Source organism: Acinetobacter sp. Lyrl_1 (assembly GCF_051948795.1).
Taxonomy (GTDB): Bacteria; Pseudomonadota; Gammaproteobacteria; order Pseudomonadales; family Moraxellaceae; genus Acinetobacter; species Acinetobacter towneri.
On record NZ_JAYJLK010000028.1, the window covers coordinates 1 to 18,262 of the forward strand.

Sequence of the window (18,262 nt, forward strand, 5' to 3'; positions counted from 1 at the left end):
CGGCCAGCGAGCGGCAAACATCATGACTTTAATCCAGTCAGCAAAGCTGAATGGCTTGGATCCGTATGCCTATTTAAGTGATGTGCTGAAAAGGCTGCCGACACATAAAGTGACCCAGATTGAAGAGTTACTGCCACACTGCTGGAAACCTAAATCGAATTAAAATTGGTATGGGATTCAGCGGACGCTTACTTATTGTAGTACAGCAAATTGAAAACAAATATTAAATTTTACTATCAATAACCTCTTTTCTATATTTGTTCCAAAAATATCTAAAAAACTGCAATCAGCACGAAACACAAATGATTGATAATATTAAAAATTATAAATTTCATATACTTAAATTATGAATAAAGTGACTAAATTTAGCTCATATTGTATTAAGCATTTTTATTAATACTTTTTCCTATATTTATCACTTATTTCTGAGTGAATTTAGACATAACTTAAAAACATTCATTTATAGGTGTCATTATGTCTTATTTAATTAACGCTCATACACATGTAATTAAACAAGATCATGAGGCAATTCATGCAGCTTATCAGGTTGCAGATTATGCCTTAGAAGGTCGAAACAAACGTGACCAAAAGCAACTATTACCTATTGAAGAAGTTGAGTTATTTAGCCAAAAAGGCTTAGGTGGAATTCGAATACCAAAGCGTTTTGGAGGTGCTGAGGTATCAAATAAAACTTTAGCCAAAGTGTTTCGTATCATTAATAAAGCAGATTCAAGTTTAGGTCAGATTCCACAAAATCAAATTGCACTGTTAAACATGATAAACATCATGGGAAGTGATGAACAAAAATCCTTTGTATTTAATGAAATTTTAAATGGCAAACGTCTTGCCAATGGTGGTCCAGAGCGAAACACTAAAGACACTAAAACATTAGAAACTACTCTAACCATTGAAAATGGTCGTTATTTTGCTGATTGGTTGGCAATAAAAGCGATACATCCCGAAGGCTACGTGGTTCTGACCTTAGTGGATCGCAACGCTGAAGGTGTGGAAGTTATTGATGATTGGAATGGTTTTGGCCAACGAACTACATCAAGCGGTACAGTCAAGATTCAGCATGTTGAAGTGAATCCATTACTGATTTTTGATGAGCGTTTATTAGGCAATCAGCCGAATTATCGTGGTGCATTTTCGCAATTAATGCAGGTTGCGATTGACGTCGGTATTGCTGAAGCTGCTTTTCAAGACACTTTAGAAGCCGTCCATAAAGCACGCCCGATCATTGACAGTGGTGTAGACAAAGCCAGTTTAGAACACTTTAGCTTACAAGAAGTGGGACGCCTAAATATTTTACTCGATGCCGCTATTTTATTACTCGATGAAGCTGCGGAGTATTTAGATGAACTCGATCAATATCCTACTGTCACCGATGCACAAGCCGCAAAAGCTTCGATTTTAATGGCAGAAGCCAAAGTCTATGCCAATGATGCCGCCCTACTCATTTCTGAAAAATTATTAGAGCTTGGCGGAAGTCGTGCCAGTTTAAGTCAACACAATTTAGATCAGCATTGGCGAAATGCACGGGTGCATACCTTACACGACCCCGTTCGTTGGAAAACCTATGCCATTGGTAACTACTATTTAAATGATGCTTATCCAGCTCGCCATGCGTGGATTTAAAGGAAAATCAAAATGACCTCATATCAAAAAATTAATTTTCCAACGCAACCTGCACATATCATTCGAACCGATGCTGAAGCATTAGAGATTGCTGAACAATTAGCACATCAATTTAAGCAAGGTGCTGTACAACGTGATGCAGAACGTATTTTACCTTTTGAACAGATAGAAGCTTATAGCCAATCTGGCCTTTGGGCCATCACAGTACCGAAGCAATACGGTGGTGCGGACGTTTCAAGTTATACCGTGGCAAAAATTATTGCCTTAATGAGTGGGGTCGATGGTTCGATTGGACAAATTCCACAAAACCATTTTTATGCATTAGAAGTTTTACGTAATACAGGGACAGAACAACAAAAACAGAAATTGTATGCCGAAGTTTTAGCAGGCGCACGTTTTGGTAATGCATTGGCAGAATTTAAACCGAAAAACGCCAGCATTAAACAAACCTCGATTACCAAAGACGAGCAAGGCTATGTGGTAAATGGTGAGAAATTTTATTGCACAGGCAGTTTATTTGCACACCGTATCCCGACGTTGGTTAAAGATGAAGATCAACGTGAATTTTTAGCATTTATTGAGCGTAATAGTACAGGTGTAGAGCTGATCGATGATTGGACTGGATTTGGACAACGCACCACAGGTAGTGGCACAGTCAAATTTAATCAAGTGCAAGTGAAAGCAGAAGATGTGATTCCATTTGATACCGCATTTTCATTACCAACATTGGTGGGACCATTTGCACAAATCATGCATGCAGCGATTGAGGTCGGAATTGCTCGTGCTGCATTTGATGAAACTATTCAACGGGTAAAACAAGCTCGCCCTTGGATTGATGCACATGTCGATTATGCAACACAAGATCCATTGACCATTTATGAGCTAGGTCGTGTGGCTGTGGACGTTCGTGCTAGCGAAGTCTTATTAAAACAAGCGGCACACTCTATTGAAGAAGCTCGACCACAACCTACAGCGGAGAATGTTGCCAAAGCATCACTTGATGTAGCAAAAGTTCGTGCGCATAGCAGTGAGACCGCCTTAAAAGCTTCATCAAAACTGATAGAGCTGGCAGGTAGCCGTGGTAGCCAACGTCAGGATGGTTTAGATCGTTTTTGGCGTAACGCCCGTGTGCACACCTTGCATGATGCGGCACGTTGGAAATATTACTTTATTGGGCAATTTGCATTAAATCAAACGCTACCACCACGTCGAGGGACATTGTAATGAAACAAATCTTACTCAATGCCTTTGACATGAATTGTGTAGGTCATATTAATCATGGCTTGTGGACGCATCCGCGTGACCAATCGCATCGTTTTGATGAACTCAGCTATTGGACAGATTTAGCCAAAACCTTAGAAAAAGGTTTGTTTGATGGCTTGTTTATTGCGGATATCACAGGCTCATATGATGTTTATCAAAATGGTTTAGATTTAACTTTAAGAGAATCGATTCAATTACCTAGCCATGATCCAACGACATTGGTCTCTGCAATGGCGGCAGTGACTGAGCATTTAGGCTTTGGTATTACCGTTAATTTAAGTTATGAAAATCCGTATCAATTTGCACGTCGTTTTGCCAGTTTGGATCATTTAACCCAAGGTCGCTTAGGCTGGAATATCGTGACTGGGTATTTAGACAGTGCAGCGCGTTTGGTAGGGCAAGATGGCTTAAAAGAGCACGATTTACGCTATGAGCAAGCTGAAGAATTTTTAGAGTTGTGCTATCAATTTTGGGAAGGTTCTTGGCAAGATGATGCGATTAAAAAAGACAAAGTGAATCGTATTTTTACCGATCCAAGCAAAGTCCATGCGATCAATCATCAAGGTAAATTTTATCAAAGCCAAGGTGTTTTCCAAGTTGCACCTTCCATTCAGCGTACACCTGTTTTATTCCAAGCAGGCGCATCACCTAAAGGGCTAGGTTTTGCGACTCAGCATGCAGAAGCGATGTTTATTGGCGGTGAAAGCATCGAAAAAGCACAGCAACAAGTCAATAAAATTCGTCAGCTTGCGGTAGAGCAAGGGCGTCATGCAGAAGACATTAAAATCTTTGTGGGCATTACCGTGGTCACCGCAGAAACAGATGCACTTGCAGAAGAAAAATTTGCCGAATATCGACGTTATGCAAGCCCGGAAGCAGGACTTGCACATTTCTCAAGTTCTGTCGGCATTGATTTAAGCCAATATCAAGAAGATGAAGCGATTCCGTACAAGCAAACCAATAGCATTGCTTCAGTAAATCAACGCTTTAAAGAGAAAAAAATCACCATTAAAGATTTAAAAGACCAACATGCTTTAGGTGGTCGTTATCCAATCTTTATTGGGAGTGGTGAAACCGTAGCACAGCAACTGATTGACTATGTCGATCAAACAGGGATTGATGGCTTTAATTTAACCCGTACCGTTGCCCCAGAGTCGCATGAAGATTTTATTAAATATGTGATTCCACAATTACAACAACGTGGGCGTTATAAAACTGAATATCAACAAGGCAGTTTACGCCATAAATTGGCAGGACAAGGCGATCGCTTACCAGAACGACATCCTGTTGCACACTTTAGATGTAGACCATCAACTTTGATAAATAAACAAAGCGCTTAAAAATTTAAAACATTGAAAGAATGAGAGAAATAACATGAGTACAGCAACTAAAAAACCTATTAAATTGATTGTGATTGGATTAATTGTTGTGGCAGTCATTGCAGGTTTAAGCTTTTGGAGCATCAACAAAAAATCAGGCAATGAACAGTTGGTGATTGGCATTAGCCCATCATTTGCCAAGCCATTACAAGTGGCTGCTGATGAAGCTAAAGCACAAGGCTTGGATGTAAAGTTGGTCGAATTTTCAGATTGGAATACGCCAAACATTACCTTAAATCATGGTGACATTGATGCCAATTTCTTTCAGCATCAACCATTTTTAGACAATGCTAAAAAAGAAACTGATTTTAAAATTAAAGCCTTTGCTAAAGGTGCAGCAACGCATGTGGGGCTTTATTCTAAAAAATATAGCAGCTTTGCCGAACTTCCTGAGCAAGCCAAAGTTGTTGTGCCGAATGACCCTGTCAATCAAGGTCGTGCCTTACAACTGTTACAGCAGGCCAATCTGATTACATTAAATGAGCCTGATAACTTTTTAGCAGGTTTAAAAGATATTTCGAGCAATCCGAAAAAATTACAATTCATTGAAGTTGAAGGTCCTCAAACAGCACGTGCCATTGATGAAGCAGATTTGGCGTTTGGCTATCCGCACTATCTTCGCCTTGCAAAAACCGCTGATCCTGAAAAAGCGTTAATTTTTGACTCAAATACCGATAAACGTTTTGCGATTTTATTTGCAGTACGTGAAGACTATGAAGACGTAGATGGTAAGTTACGTAAATTTGTCGACATTTACCAAAACTCACCGAAGGTGAAAGCCGCTTTAGATGCTGACTTTGGTGCAAAACTTTGGTTCCCAGGCTGGAAATAAGGAATTGAACATGGTGAGTTTTGGGTCAGCGGTTGAGTTTGCGATTCCACATATTAAAATTCAGCAACTCAACAAATATTACAACGCACAAGGCAAGCAAGTGCATGCTTTGAAAAACATTAACCTCGATATTCCGAAAGGCAAAATTTTCGGTATTATTGGAAAAAGCGGTGCAGGTAAATCCTCCCTGATTCGCACCTTAAATGGTTTAGAAGGCATTTCTGAGGGGCATATTCATATCCATCAGCAAGATTTAGCCACTTTAAATCATCAGGAGTTGATTCAACTTCGCCAACGCATTGGCATGATTTTTCAACACTTTAACTTAATGTCTGCAAAGACAGTCCGTGAAAATGTAGCACTACCACTTAAAGTTGCTAAATTCTCAGCTCAGGAAATTGATGCTCGGGTCAATGAAGTTCTGCAGTTGGTAGGTTTGGAAAATAAAGCAGACCATTACCCGTCACAGCTTTCAGGTGGACAAAAACAGCGGGTCGGTATTGCACGTGCTTTGGTACATCATCCTGAAATTTTACTTTGCGATGAGGCGACTTCGGCTTTAGATCCTGAAAGTACTTCTGTGGTGTTGGCATTACTCAAAGAAATCAATCAAAGATTGGGCATTACCATTGTGCTGATTACGCATGAAATGCAGGTAATTCGTGAAATCTGTGATCAGGTAGTGGTGATTGATCAAGGGGAAATTGTCGAATCAGGTCAAGTATGGTCAGTGTTTTCAAACCCACAGCAAAAAATTACTCAAGAATTGCTGAATTTAGAACAGCTTGAATTACCGATTGAATTGTCTGGTACACCAACAGCAACATCTACACACACGGTTTTAAAACTGCGATATGAAAGCACACTCAATAATGCTCCTAGCTTAACGGATTTAACCACGGCTTTGGCTCAACCTGTGTATTTGTACCAAACTCATGTGGACAGTATTCAAGGACATTTAATTGGTTCATTTATTGTTGCAGTAGAAAATACCCAAGTAGATGTAGAAGTGCTTAGCAAAAAATTGCAGCAGCACATCGTTAATATTGAGGTTATCGGATATGCAAAATCAACTCATTGATCTATTAATTGCTGGTACGACCGATACCTTATTGATGGTCGGTGTTTCGGCGATTTTAGCCTTTTTAATTGGTCTACCACTTGCTGTTATTTTGGTGTGCTCATCTGAACATGGGATTTATCCATCGAAGAAAATCAATCATAGTTTGGGTTGGATGGTTAATATTACCCGTTCAGTACCCTTCCTTATTTTGATGGTGGCATTAATTCCAATCACCCGTTTTATTGTAGGCACAAGTTATGGGGTATGGGCGGCTGTTGTACCTTTAACACTTGCAGCAACGCCATTTTTTGCGCGTATTGCAGAAGTCAGTTTACGTGAAGTTGATCAAGGTTTAATTGAAGCTGCACAAGCAATTGGCTGTAACCGTAAACAAATTATTTGGCATGTATTACTGCCTGAAGCATTGCCTGGCATTGTGGCTGGATTCACGGTGACCATTGTCACCATGATTAACTCTTCTGCTATTGCTGGTGCCATTGGTGCAGGTGGTTTAGGTGATATTGCCTATCGCTATGGTTATCAACGTTTTGATATGCAAATCATGCTTGCAGTGATTGTGGTACTGATTGTGATTGTAATGCTGGTACAGGCTTGTGGCGATATGCTATCCCACCATCTTGATAAACGTAAAATTTAATATTTATAACGCAATTATCCTAGTAAAATTAATGAGGAAAAAGTTTTGACACAAAGCGTTGCATTTATCGGTTTAGGTGCCATGGGTTGGCATATGGCATCACACTTACTAAAAATCGGTATTGAAGTCAGGGTTTGGAATAGAACCGAACAAAAAGCACATGCACATGCTGCACAATTTGGAACACAAGCTGTTTCCATTGAACAAGCAGTTCAATCAGATATTATCATCTCCTGTTTACCCACCAGTGCGGATATTGAACCGTACCGGGTTTGTCGGAGACTTTTTTATTTAAGTTAGGCCACCTGACCTAACGGATTAATTTTATCATAGTACATTGCGGCTTTGTTGCATAAATATGTAAGCATCTGATTTAAATAAATTTAATTTTGGATCAAAAAATAATCAAAACTTCTAAAATCATATAGTTATGAAATCTTTGTGCAACAAAGCCACGATGATCTATAAAAAGAAAATAAGGTTTAAAAAATTCTGTTGGTCACATCAGTTCAGAAAATAATAAAGCCTCTTCCTTTCTAAAATTTTCAATCGCTTGATCGAGTTGATTAAACTGCTGTTCATTGAGTGTGAGATATTGAATATTTTGATTGGTATTAATTCTTTCCCAAACATTTGGTTGCATGTTTAAGCGCTGATGGTGATCTAGCTTCAAACGTACAGTTGTTCCAGTGTTTAAAGGCAACTCAATATGTGTATCATCCGCTTTCCACACGTGTTCAATATCTTCTACAGAAAATACCGTTAAATCTTCTAAGAATGGAACAAAGCTGCGTGGAAAATAAATATTGGTCGGTGAGTTTTTAAATAATGGGCCAATTTGATTTACGCTGAAATTGGCAAACCCACAGCCAATCTCAGTGAGATAGAACTCAAGATGAGGATTGCTTTTGGCATATTGCTTAAAGTTATTGATATAGTTTTGAATAAGCTTTAAATCCAATACTTCCCCATTTTTAGCAATGGTTGGAATGCCATAAGACTGGCCTTGTCTTCCTTCGCCTTGACCTAGTTTTGCACCAAAATGATGTAAAGCCGTTTGTGCATATCCGGAGTAGTGCTTACCTAATTCATGACAGCCAAATACTAAGATTTGATCTTCGGAAAAGTTATAGTCTTTAATTTCTTGATAATACTGATAAATCATAAAAGGCCTACTTGAAAAACGTTTCGTTGAAGAATGCATGTATATGTATGATTCAAATCCAATCTAGATCTGAAAAGTACATAAATATCTAACTAATAAGTGAAGTAAAGTATTTAAAAGATTTGTTTAATTTTCCATTAAATGTTAACACAGAATAATTTCAACTGAAGGGCAGTAGGTTCAATAAACACTAGTTTGACGACAATTAATGTCGCAAAGATACTCGATAGGTTTGCTAATTCAATATCTAAACCGTAGAGTAAGTTATGAAATTAATCCTTATAAACCAAATAACTATAATTCGCTTATCGTGAGGAAAATATGGGTGTACATCAAACTGAAAAAACAGTTCAAGATTTAGATCTTATCAATCAACTGATATTGGGCGATACCTCTAATGAAAAAGCAGGAATCTATATCCTTCCAGTCTTCACTCATAAAGTCGAAATTGCAGCTGCTTTATTTGGCTTAAAATGTACGATTGAACAGCTGAGTTTGCATTATTCAAATGCTAATGAAAAAGAAAATGGGCAATTGTTTTTTTGGGTGAAACAACCCCAGGATTGTGAGGATTCAGTTTTTAATCAAAATATTCTAAAAACTTGTCACTACTTTCAAATCACATCGAAATGTCTAGTCAGCATTCAAGATGATGAAGCCAATATTAAACTTTACGTCAACGAAGAGCCTTCACAAACAACAGTTAAAGTGAAAGATGCCGCAGAATGGTTAATGACTTTATTCTGGGAAAAATTTAAAAATGAATCTCTAGAAACATTTGTTATCACTCGTGCAAATGAAGATGTAGCCGTAGCTGAACCACAAACCAACATGGGCAGAATGGCAAGGAAATTGAAAGCTGATCAGCTTGTAAAAGAATTAGATTTAACCAAAATAAACTTGTCTAATGAGACGACATAAATTGACGTAATAGCTATGGTTGAACTTTATTTATTTGCAGTAATTGATTAATATAATTCAATAAAATTTGATTAAATATAAAGGGAATATCATATCGCTACTTTAGAAAAAGCAATTTCCTTCGCAACTGAACGGCATTTGGGTCAATTAGATAAAGCAGGGCAACCCTACATCCATCACCCCTTGCGTGTTATGCAAAATGCACAACATCCTGATGCCAAAATTGCAGCTGTTCTCCACGATATTTTAGAAGATACACCAACGACAATAGATGAGCTTAACGTCTGGGGCTTTGAGCAAAAGGTGATAGATGCGATTATCGCCGTGACTAAAGTAAATGGTGAAAATCGCTTCCAAGCGGTACAGCGTACTGTTAAAAATCCGATTGCTTGTGAAGTTAAGCTCGCTGATTTGAGCGACAATATGGATTTATCTCGACTCCCAAAAATATCTGCCAAAGATTTGATTCGCTATAAACAATACCAAAAGGTCCAAGAAATACTAAAAGAGGCTCATGCAATTCATCAGCATGTAAATGCTTTGGATCTGGATGCTGAATATCCAAAGTTTGAATATGGAAGTATGCGATTTAATTTCCAATATTTACTGAATGCACTATTTGATCAATTGCATCCGTTGGGAGGGAACCAAATTGGTAGCCCCCAGGAATGGTGGATTTTATTTGAAGATGCTAGTGAATATTTTGCCTACTGTAAGCGTAAAAAATTAAAACCTTCTCTAAAACACTTTATCCAATTATTTAATAAGACTGATCGTGATTTTTTTGGCAGTTCATTCCAAACACCGGAAGATCAAGATATCTTGATGGAAATCTACAATAATGTTCTTGGTCATCATTTTAAGAAGGATATCGTATGATTTTGAAAGAGGACTTAATGATTGATGGATTGCACTACATACTCAAATTTGATCATTATAGTTTTTCCTTTTCTTTAAATAGACCACCCCGTGCCAGAGTCCAGATCAATTACCGTAAACATCCTGAACTAGCCCTATTTAGAGATGATCCCATATATGAAGATATCAACTTAAAGTTACCTGCCATGAAAGTTTTTAATGCGATTAGTAAGAGAGTTGAGGAGCTTATTTATAAGCATGATATTCATTATTGGTCTTTTAGTGCGACCTCTACGAAAAAAGCGAATGTCTACGAAAAACTTTTAAAGCGATGGATGAGTCGTAACACCATGGCCTTTAAATATGATCGAGTGGGAAATGATTTTTATGTGTATGTAAAGAACAATTTTAATGAGTAACATTGCCAAAATATAGAGAATCTTATGCTGATATTGATTAAAAATTCTTGAAGATCTAGAAAGTATAGATGTAGATGCACACAATCCAGATCTTTGGCAAAGCCATATAGTTTGGCATTTGGAATATATTCAAAAACTTGGACAACCATTTAAGCCTTTTATGAGCGAAGCTCATCAGGTTGAACCGTACCGGGTTTGTCGGAGACTCAATATTCTGAGAGACTATTCCGATGAAAAAACCAAACTATACCCCCGAAATTAGAGAAAGAGCGGTTCAATTACTAATTGAATCTGAAAAAGATTATCCTTCTACTTGGGCAGCAATCACAGCTATTGCTCCTAAAATCGGTTGTACTCCTGAAACATTGCGTGTTTGGTATTTAAAGCATATGGATCAACTAAATCCTGCCAAAGTACAACAGATATCTGACCAAGAAAAAATGAAGCAAATGGAACGTGAAATTAAAGAATTAAAGCGTGCCAATGAAATTCTACGCAAAACAGCCGCTTTTTTCGCCCAGGCGGAGCTCGACCGCCCACATAAATAATGGTGGATTTTATCCATAACAATAAAGATCGATATGGTGTTGAAGCGATTTGTAGAATTTTACCGATTGCAGCTTCGACCTATTATCGGGCTTTAGATCTCGTTGATAACCCAGAACATCGAGCGAAACGTGCTCAGCATGATTTACATCATGCAGAACAAATCAAACGTATTTGGAAAGAAAGTTCAGGTCGATATGGTGTACGTAAAGTCTGGCAAAAATTGAAACGTGAAGGCTATGTTATTGCACGTTGTACAGTTGCTCGATTGATGCAGAAGCTAGATATACAAGGTGTTTGGCGTGGTAAGAACAAACAAACTACCCGCAGCCGAGATGATCAAAAACGAGCAGATGATTTAGTGAAACGGAATTTTAGTGCTGATCGACCTGACCCTTGCGAAGCAGTGCTTCTCAGGTCAGTGACTTTACGTATATTCAAACCAATTCTGGCTGGGTCTACACTGCATTTATTATTGATGTGTTCTCGCGAGCAATTGTTGGATGGAAAGTATCTACACGGATGAATACAGATATGGTACTCGATGCACTTGAGCAAGCATTGCACGATCGAGGCATGCCAAAGAATGTGATTCATCATTCCGATAGAGGTGTTCAATATCTTTCTATTCGCTATACCAATCGTTTAGAAGCAGCAAATTTACGAGCATCAGTCGGTACAACGGGTGATTCGATTCATACGATAATGGTCTGGCTGAAACGGTGAATGGCTTATACAAAACAGAGGTGATTGAATATTTAAAAGCAGATTGGCAAGGTTTAGCGGATGTACAACTTGCGACATTCAACTGGGTAGATTGGTTCAATAAAGAACGTGTACACAGCGCACTGGGTTATGTATCGCCTTTTGAGTTTGAAGCAATGTACTATGATAAGATTAACACGTTAGGTCAGGTGGCCTAACTTAAATAAAAAAGTCTCCGACAAACCCGGTACGGTTCAAAATAAAAACTTTTCTTGATGAAAGTCAAATCTATGAATTCATACTATAAGCCTTAATTTAGTCCCCACTTAAAAACAAGTGGGGACTAAATTTATGACTACAAATAATCAGACATTCATCGCATATCTTGTGAAAAAACGAAGACCTCACACCCAAGTTGTTACTTAAATTTGAATATATTAGGGGGAAATTAGCTGTTGAATGTTTATGCAACAAAGCCATTTTCATATATATTTAACTAAGAATTAATTATTCGATTAAAAAACTTTCTTTTAATCTGGCTTGGAGAATGGAATTGCTTGTTACCCACTATAAGCCTTGGATCATGATCATACTACTGGTTTTAGCTGTCAGTTTTGCTACATATCGCTGGTGGCAAGGACCATTGCTGCCTAGTTATGAAGTCGTATCTAGTCCATTGATTCAAACAGTTGTCGCTTCAGGACGGGTAGAGAAAGTATCTCGGACTCAGATTGGTAGTGAAATTACAGGGGTTGTTCTTGAGCGATTGGTTCAAGAGGGAGATCGGGTCTCTCGAGGGGATATTCTTTTAGTACTGAAATCTGATGAAATTTCAGCGCAAGTGCGGCAGGCAGAAGCTGAATTAAAAGAACTCGAAACCACTAGACGCCCGCAAGCAGAAGTTGATTTAGCGAATGCCAAAGTACAATTAGAACAGGCTCAAAGAGAGGCGTTACGCAGACGAAATACCGAATCAGGAATATTATCAGCAGAGGAAAGGGAGAAATCGATAGAGGCAGAAAGACTCGCCCGTAATAATTTGGAATCAGCTCGATTAAAAGTTGCTTCACTTGCCCCAAATAAAGTTGAAGAGACAAAATTACGCGAACGACTCGCTGCACTACAAGCGCAACTTGCCAAGACCAAAATTCGTGCAGAAGTTTCAGGTATTATTTTAACGCGTAATGTTGAGCCAGGGGATCTGGTACAACCGAGTCAGACTCTCTTCACTATTGCACTGGATGGTGCGACTGAAATACGAGTGCCATTTGATGAACGAAATTTACCACTGCTGGCTTTACAACAAAAAGCCGCAGTGATTGCAGATGCCTATCCAAATCAATCTTTTCCTGCCCATATTAATTTTATTGCTCCAAGTATTGATGCTCAACGTGGCACAGTAGACGTCCGATTAACAGTTGATCCAGTCCCAGGTTTTCTGCGTCAAGACATGACGGTATCGGTAAATGTTGAAACTAACAAGCGCGAGCGAACCTTGGTCATTCCAAATGATGCTTTAAGCAGTATAAGTGGCAACAAGGCTATGGTTATTTTAGTAAGAGATAGAAAAATTCAACGTCATCCTATCACACTGGGTTTACGTGGTTTGGTTATGTCTGAAGTTGTAGCTGGAGTGAAAGAAGGTGATCACGTCCTTACCGATGCAGAATCAGTGCTTAAAGATGGAACTCGTGTCCGAATAGAGAAAACTAAACGTGTTTTCCAGAGTCAAACGGATCAGAAAAATAGCAAAAATGAATTACCGGTGAAATTCGATTGAAAAACTTTTTTAGGCGACTTTGGACCGAGTGGACCATCGCAATCAGTTTTTTGCGAGAGGGTCGCACACAGTCGATGATGATTACCATTGGCGTCGCGGTGGGGGTAGCGGTCATTGTGTTCATTAGCGCCTTAATTCAGGGTTTACAATCGAATATTGTAGAAAGGACTTTAGGGACACAAGCGCATATTCGTTTGCTCTCACCAGATGAGGTGAATCATATTGTGCCACCAGCAGCAGGAACACTTCAGTTGTTACTAGAAGATCAGCGTGCACAACGCTTACGTTCTATTAATAATTGGCAGCAGATTACTGGGACTTTAGATCATTTACCGGTGTTGACTGCGGTTTCTCCTGTGGTCTCTGGTCCTGCATTTGTACAGCGCGGAGATGCAATTCAATCTGTTGCATTGGTTGGTATCAACCTTGAACGTTATCAACAGATTATTCCGTTGAAGCAATATATGGTGAGTGGTGAATTACGGGTCAGTGCGGATAATGTATTAATTGGGCGTCAATTAGCCAAAGATTTGGGTGTGCAAGTCGGGAGCAAATTAAGATTAGATACTGGGCAACAGAAAAATGCAGTGGTGAATATCTCTGGAATATTTGAACTGGGCGTGCGTGAATTGGATGCGCGCTATGTCTATCTGGATTTGAAACAGGCGCAATCTTTACTTAATTTGCCTGGTGGGGTCACAGTGATTGATCTGACGATCCAAGATATTTTTCAGGCGGAGCAAATTGCCTCACAAGTTGGACGCCTGGCTGGATTAAAAGCAGAAAGCTGGATTGAAACCAATGCTCAATTAATGAATGCGATTACCGCTCAAAGTCTTTCGACCAACATGATTATTGTTTTTGTAGGGATTTCAGTCGCTTTTGGAATTGCCAGTGTGATGTCGGTGAGTGTGGTGCAACGGACTCGGGAAATCGGTATTTTACGTGCAACTGGGGCTACACAAACGCAAATTTTAAGAGTTTTCTTATTTCAGGGAGCAATTTTTGGTCTGCTTGGTTCGATGCTTGGTAGTGTTGTCAGTTATTGTCTAATTTGGGGATTTAATCAGTTTGGTCCCGGTTTGTTTTATATTTCGATTTCAATCAAGCTTATCTTGTCAGCATTATTCTTGGCGACTTTAACGGGAGTTTTGGCTGCTGCAATACCATCCCGTCGGGCTGCTGCACTCGATCCTGTGGAGGCAATTCGTCATGTCTGATTCATCTGAGGAAGTACTACGTTTAGAAGCATTGCGAAAGTCCTATAATGTTGGGCAACCTAATGAAGTGGAGGTATTACATGGAATTGACCTGTGTATTCAACGGAATGACTTTGCTGCATTAATTGGTCCTTCTGGTTCAGGCAAAAGTACTTTACTGAATATTCTTGGCTTATTAGATCAGCCTAGCTGTGGTGAGTTGTACTTGTTGGGTCAGGCAACAAGTCGTATGGATGATATGGCTCGGACAGCATTACGTGGCAACAGTATAGGTTTTGTGTTTCAATTCCATCATCTTATACAGGCCTTTACTGCCTTAAATAATGTGCTTATGCCATTAATGCTGAAGCAAGGTAAGCCAGATCAATCTGCGTTGCAATATGCCCATGAATTATTGGCCGCTGTAGGGTTAGATAAGTTCGCTGACCGTAAACCCAATGAGCTTTCTGGAGGGCAACAGCAACGCATAGCGATTGCACGTGCACTGATTACTCAGCCTGCACTATTGTTGGCCGATGAACCGACAGGTAATCTTGATACTCAAACTGCTGCGGAAATGTTTGAATTATTTCGTAAAGTTCATCGCGAACATGGCTGTGCAGTATTATTGGTGACTCATGATCCTAGATTATCGGCAACCTGTGATCGAACCATTAATTTGGTGGATGGGAGAATTCAGAGTGATTCCAAAAAATGATATAAGCTCAGTGTGAATGTGAATCACGTATCTGGGAAAAGCAGTTCAAAGCATATACCTTCTGCGCTATTAATCGCCTGATACATCCCTTGATGAAGCGTCATAATAGATGCCACAATGGATAGTCCCAAACCACCTGTTTGATGATAACTTTGTCTACTGGAACTGCATTGATAAAATCGCTCAAAGATATGCGGCAAATGTTCCGGGGCAATTTCTAAACCACTGGTCACGACCGATAGCGCAATCATAGGCAGTTTGTTGATGATCTTTCGATAGCTATGCACATAAATAGTCCGGTGCTTGCCGCCATGAATCAGGGCATTGGAGAGCAGATTATACAGAGCTTGTTGTAACTGTTCTGGATCTGCCAATAGCTCAGTTGCCTCAAGCTTTAAAACAAAATTGCAGTGTTGTTCTTCGGCTTGATACTCAAAAATGCTGAAGATATTTTCTATAAAGGATTGAAGTTGGATTTTTTGTCTGTTTAAGCAAACCTTCTGCGCATCTGCACGTGCCAGAAATAACATGCTGTCAATCATTCTTTTTAAGCGTTGATAGTCCTCTAGGTTGGAAATCAGCACTTCCTGATATTGTACGGGACTGCGTTCACTCATGAGTAAAATTTCGGTTTGTCCTATTAAATTATTCAATGGTGTTCTAAATTCATGCGCAATGTCTTCTGAAAAACGATTCAGCTGGCTATATCCCAGCTCAATACGGTCGAGCATGGCATTGATATCGGAGGCTAGTTGTGCAATCTCTTGAGGGGGATAGGGCAGATTGAGTCGCTGTTCAAGTTGCTGAATATTTATCGCATGGGTTTGTTCTCGCAGGGTTCTTAATACTTTTAATCCCAGATGGCTAGCAATAGCACAAAGGATGAAAATCGCCAAGATACCTGTGAAAACATAAATGACAAGGCTCTTTTGAAAAGGTGCAATGATGCCTAAACGTTCAGACCACTGTTTGCCTGCAATTAACAGATACGGCTGGCGATTAATTTGAATAGTTTTCCAGGCAATGCGGGTGGGATAAGCATGCGCCGATAAATCTTGGAATTGAATTTGGGGCTGATGGGTAAATTCAGGTAGAGGAATGCCAAGAGGATTAATGCTGATCAGCGCCTGATCACCCTGAATCAATAAAAACAAATTATCCTGATTTCCCAACATGTTTTGATACAGCTTCGGGCGAGCGATAATCTGTTCAATATTGCTACTGTCTTGTAGTAATATTTCCAGTCGCTCAATTCGCTCAATCAAAGCCCTATCTTGCTGAGCAATTAAAATCTGGTTGATACCCAGATAGGTCATAAATGCTACACCGCACAAGACCATTGCAGCACACCCTGTAACCAAGAGTGTTAATCGGAGTTCTAGCGAACGAATCGGTTTCAACATTATTTCTCTGCCGAAATTTTATAGCCCAAACCGCGAACAGTATGAATTAACTTTATATCATGTCCCTCATCAATTTTACTACGTAAACGCCTTACCGCTACATCAATAAAATTGGTATCGGTATCAAAATTGATCTGCCAGACTTCAGAAGCTATTTGCCTGCGCGTAATAATTTCATTCGGATGGCGCAGCAGAAAGCGCAAAAGGTTGAATTCTTTTCTACTGAGTTCTATCGACTGCTCGTTACGCCAGACTTTATGATGGATCAAATCCAATTTCAGATTGGCAATTTCTAATTGGTTTTCCTGTGCATACTGCTGGCGCCTAAGTAGACTTTTAATTCGGGCCAGTAATTCAATATAAGAAAAAGGCTTGGCCAGATAATCATCGGCGCCCAGTTCCAAACCTTTGACCCGATCAATCACCTGATCTTTTGCTGTAAGAAAAATGACCGGAATTTGGGAAAATTGTCGCAAGACTTTCAGGACTGCCCAGCCATCAATATCGGGCAACATTACATCTAATATGACTAGGCTATATGCATGCATCTTTAACTTTTCCAAACCTTCTAGTCCTGAATGGACGCATTGTGCCTCATAGCCAGATTCATTTAACCCTTTAACCAGATATGAGGCGATCTTCGCTTCATCTTCGATAATTAGAATACACATTTTGTTCAGACTCATTTTAAAGATGACAACTTTGTAATGTGATTGTCATCCTTCAAATCATTCAGGTTGTATAAGATTTTTAAAACTTAATTCAGGGCAATCATGATGAACAAACTCAAAGGGCTTATTGCAACAGTAATGCTGATGAGTAGCAGTACTTTTGCACAATCCGTTCAATTCAATCAAGTTTATTCACTTGATTCTCAGTCAGCACGAACTCTTACGGATGCTGCGGTGACTGCGTGTCAAAAAATACAGCACAATATCGCTGTGGTGGTGGTGGATCGGGGCGGAAATACGTTAATGGCAAACAGGCATGAAACTGTCGGACCGCATAATTTGGGCGCAGCTGAAAAGAAAGCCTATACCGCCTTATCGACCAAAACGGCGACTATGTTGTTAAGTCAAAATGCCAATGAAAACAAGGATGCAAAAAATTTAACCACCTTATCTAATCTACTGCTGTTGGGTGGCGGCCTACCTGTGAGTTATGAAAATCAGGTGGTCGGTGCCATTGGCGTTGCCGGAGCAGGGGGTGCAAAAAATGACCATTACTGCGCTGAAACAGCTGTTAAGTCTATTTTCAATCCTTAAGGAATTCATCATGTTTAAAAAATTATTGCCACTTTCAACACTATTGTTGACCTCAATGACTTTCGCACAAACTAACCCTTTAAGTGTGCATGTGTTGAATCTAGAAAATGGTCTACCCTCAGCTCAAGTCGAAGTGGTACTCGAAAAAAGTACTGGGAATAAATGGGTGAAGTTAAATCAGCAATATACTGGTCCTAATGGCCGTATTACTGGATTGTTTCCTGAAAATCAGAAGCTTGAAGCCGGTATTTATAAAGTTACTTTTAAAACTGAGGACTGGTTTAAAAAAAATAAGCAAGATACTTTCTTTCCTGAAGTTCCTGTAATTTTTAAGGTAGATGGAAGTGTCAGCCATTATCATATTCCTCTACTTTTAAGTCCTTATGGATATTCGACTTATAGAGGTAACTAAGAATTAACAGGGCTAGTTTAACTAGCCCTTTTATTCGT

General features: G+C 39.3%; 17 protein-coding genes, 3 pseudogenes and 1 other annotated feature. Of the genes and pseudogenes, 17 read left to right on the forward strand and 3 right to left on the reverse strand.

Translation table 11 applies throughout. The features are described from left to right. The 8 genes and pseudogenes from VF675_RS09465 to VF675_RS09500 all read left to right on the forward strand — a co-directional run. Nucleotides 1-163, forward strand: a 163-nt coding sequence (locus VF675_RS09465) for a transposase domain-containing protein (protein WP_031989673.1), incomplete at its 5' end; no start/stop codon positions are given. Nucleotides 164-474: 311 nt separating this feature from the next. Beyond that, complete coding sequence (locus VF675_RS09470; protein WP_440205136.1) at nucleotides 475-1,638, forward strand: SfnB family sulfur acquisition oxidoreductase; 1,164 nt, start codon at nucleotides 475-477, stop codon at nucleotides 1,636-1,638. Nucleotides 1,639-1,650: 12 nt separating this feature from the next. After that, nucleotides 1,651-2,862: an SfnB family sulfur acquisition oxidoreductase gene (locus VF675_RS09475; protein ID WP_440205137.1), complete on the forward strand. Its 1,212-nt coding sequence runs from the start codon at nucleotides 1,651-1,653 to the stop codon at nucleotides 2,860-2,862. Beyond that, entirely contained in the window at nucleotides 2,862-4,241 is a 1,380-nt protein-coding gene (locus tag VF675_RS09480; RefSeq protein ID WP_440205138.1) for an LLM class flavin-dependent oxidoreductase, read from the forward strand. Before VF675_RS09475 ends, VF675_RS09480 begins: the two co-directional genes overlap by 1 nt. Before the next feature lie 34 nt (nucleotides 4,242-4,275). Then, nucleotides 4,276-5,112 carry a MetQ/NlpA family ABC transporter substrate-binding protein gene (locus VF675_RS09485; RefSeq protein ID WP_440205139.1) on the forward strand — a complete coding sequence of 279 codons (837 nt, stop codon included), beginning with the start codon at nucleotides 4,276-4,278 and terminating at the stop codon, nucleotides 5,110-5,112. Nucleotides 5,113-5,122: 10 nt separating this feature from the next. Beyond that, nucleotides 5,123-6,193 carry a methionine ABC transporter ATP-binding protein gene (locus VF675_RS09490; RefSeq protein ID WP_440205140.1) on the forward strand — a complete coding sequence of 357 codons (1,071 nt, stop codon included), beginning with the start codon at nucleotides 5,123-5,125 and terminating at the stop codon, nucleotides 6,191-6,193. After that, complete coding sequence (locus VF675_RS09495) at nucleotides 6,174-6,833, forward strand: methionine ABC transporter permease (RefSeq protein WP_440205141.1); 660 nt, start codon at nucleotides 6,174-6,176, stop codon at nucleotides 6,831-6,833. The genes VF675_RS09490 and VF675_RS09495 overlap by 20 nt, the downstream gene beginning before the upstream one ends. A gap of 27 nt (nucleotides 6,834-6,860) precedes the next feature. After that, nucleotides 6,861-7,094: pseudogene (locus tag VF675_RS09500) on the forward strand (NAD(P)-binding domain-containing protein); the annotation flags it as partial. A gap of 238 nt (nucleotides 7,095-7,332) precedes the next feature. Here VF675_RS09500 and VF675_RS09505 read toward each other — a convergent pair. Further along, nucleotides 7,333-7,998, reverse strand: a complete 666-nt coding sequence (locus tag VF675_RS09505; RefSeq protein WP_104513586.1) for an A1S_2505 family phage non-structural protein — start codon at nucleotides 7,996-7,998, stop codon at nucleotides 7,333-7,335. Between the two features lie 321 nt (nucleotides 7,999-8,319). On the opposite strand from VF675_RS09505, the gene VF675_RS09510 reads away from it, so the two are divergent. From VF675_RS09510 to VF675_RS09540, 7 genes and pseudogenes are all read left to right on the forward strand, one after another. Continuing rightward, complete coding sequence (locus VF675_RS09510) at nucleotides 8,320-8,919, forward strand: hypothetical protein (RefSeq protein ID WP_228279202.1); 600 nt, start codon at nucleotides 8,320-8,322, stop codon at nucleotides 8,917-8,919. Nucleotides 8,920-9,012: 93 nt separating this feature from the next. Further along, nucleotides 9,013-9,423: pseudogene (locus VF675_RS09515) on the forward strand (HD domain-containing protein); the annotation flags it as partial. Nucleotides 9,424-9,794: 371 nt separating this feature from the next. Then, nucleotides 9,795-10,196, forward strand: coding sequence for a hypothetical protein (locus tag VF675_RS09520; protein WP_440205142.1), 402 nt, complete (start codon nucleotides 9,795-9,797; stop codon nucleotides 10,194-10,196). Between the two features lie 230 nt (nucleotides 10,197-10,426). After that, a pseudogene (locus tag VF675_RS09525) lies at nucleotides 10,427-11,665 on the forward strand (IS3 family transposase). Further along, nucleotides 10,702-10,818 (forward strand) — a sequence feature (AL1L pseudoknot). (Overlaps the previous pseudogene by 117 nt.) Before the next feature lie 329 nt (nucleotides 11,666-11,994). Further along, nucleotides 11,995-13,227 (forward strand): efflux RND transporter periplasmic adaptor subunit, encoded by a 1,233-nt coding sequence (locus VF675_RS09530; protein WP_171502409.1) that lies wholly within the window; start codon nucleotides 11,995-11,997, stop codon nucleotides 13,225-13,227. Next, a complete protein-coding gene (locus VF675_RS09535) occupies nucleotides 13,224-14,447 on the forward strand; it encodes an ABC transporter permease (protein WP_078194314.1) in 1,224 nt (407 codons plus the stop codon). Before VF675_RS09530 ends, VF675_RS09535 begins: the two co-directional genes overlap by 4 nt. Further along, complete coding sequence (locus tag VF675_RS09540) at nucleotides 14,440-15,144, forward strand: ABC transporter ATP-binding protein (RefSeq protein WP_078194313.1); 705 nt, start codon at nucleotides 14,440-14,442, stop codon at nucleotides 15,142-15,144. The genes VF675_RS09535 and VF675_RS09540 overlap by 8 nt, the downstream gene beginning before the upstream one ends. A gap of 23 nt (nucleotides 15,145-15,167) precedes the next feature. On the opposite strand, the gene VF675_RS09545 is transcribed toward VF675_RS09540, so the two are convergent. Beyond that, entirely contained in the window at nucleotides 15,168-16,550 is a 1,383-nt protein-coding gene (locus tag VF675_RS09545) for a heavy metal sensor histidine kinase (protein WP_155756615.1), read from the reverse strand. Beyond that, a complete protein-coding gene (locus VF675_RS09550) occupies nucleotides 16,547-17,218 on the reverse strand; it encodes a heavy metal response regulator transcription factor (RefSeq protein WP_005177241.1) in 672 nt (223 codons plus the stop codon). The genes VF675_RS09545 and VF675_RS09550 overlap by 4 nt, the downstream gene beginning before the upstream one ends. Nucleotides 17,219-17,323: 105 nt before the next feature. Here VF675_RS09550 and VF675_RS09555 point away from each other — a divergent pair, with 105 nt between their 5' ends. Both VF675_RS09555 and uraH read left to right on the forward strand, forming a co-directional pair. Next, nucleotides 17,324-17,812, forward strand: a complete 489-nt coding sequence (locus VF675_RS09555; RefSeq protein ID WP_171263817.1) for a GlcG/HbpS family heme-binding protein — start codon at nucleotides 17,324-17,326, stop codon at nucleotides 17,810-17,812. A 10-nt stretch (nucleotides 17,813-17,822) separates the two neighbouring features. Continuing rightward, nucleotides 17,823-18,224, forward strand: coding sequence for a hydroxyisourate hydrolase (uraH, locus tag VF675_RS09560; protein WP_004981585.1), 402 nt, complete (start codon nucleotides 17,823-17,825; stop codon nucleotides 18,222-18,224). Nucleotides 18,225-18,262: the final 38 nt, after the last annotated feature.

Coding starts and splice junctions, on each gene's coding strand:
- VF675_RS09470 (WP_440205136.1), top strand. CDS start 475: ATGTCTTATTTAATTAACGCTCATACACATGTAATTAAACAAGATCAT.
- VF675_RS09475 (WP_440205137.1), top strand. CDS start 1,651: ATGACCTCATATCAAAAAATTAATTTTCCAACGCAACCTGCACATATC.
- VF675_RS09480 (WP_440205138.1), top strand. CDS start 2,862: ATGAAACAAATCTTACTCAATGCCTTTGACATGAATTGTGTAGGTCAT.
- VF675_RS09485 (WP_440205139.1), top strand. CDS start 4,276: ATGAGTACAGCAACTAAAAAACCTATTAAATTGATTGTGATTGGATTA.
- VF675_RS09490 (WP_440205140.1), top strand. CDS start 5,123: ATGGTGAGTTTTGGGTCAGCGGTTGAGTTTGCGATTCCACATATTAAA.
- VF675_RS09495 (WP_440205141.1), top strand. CDS start 6,174: ATGCAAAATCAACTCATTGATCTATTAATTGCTGGTACGACCGATACC.
- VF675_RS09505 (WP_104513586.1), bottom strand. CDS start 7,998: ATGATTTATCAGTATTATCAAGAAATTAAAGACTATAACTTTTCCGAA.
- VF675_RS09510 (WP_228279202.1), top strand. CDS start 8,320: ATGGGTGTACATCAAACTGAAAAAACAGTTCAAGATTTAGATCTTATC.
- VF675_RS09520 (WP_440205142.1), top strand. CDS start 9,795: ATGATTTTGAAAGAGGACTTAATGATTGATGGATTGCACTACATACTC.
- VF675_RS09530 (WP_171502409.1), top strand. CDS start 11,995: ATGGAATTGCTTGTTACCCACTATAAGCCTTGGATCATGATCATACTA.
- VF675_RS09540 (WP_078194313.1), top strand. CDS start 14,440: ATGTCTGATTCATCTGAGGAAGTACTACGTTTAGAAGCATTGCGAAAG.
- VF675_RS09550 (WP_005177241.1), bottom strand. CDS start 17,218: ATGTGTATTCTAATTATCGAAGATGAAGCGAAGATCGCCTCATATCTG.
- VF675_RS09555 (WP_171263817.1), top strand. CDS start 17,324: ATGAACAAACTCAAAGGGCTTATTGCAACAGTAATGCTGATGAGTAGC.
- uraH (WP_004981585.1), top strand. CDS start 17,823: ATGTTTAAAAAATTATTGCCACTTTCAACACTATTGTTGACCTCAATG.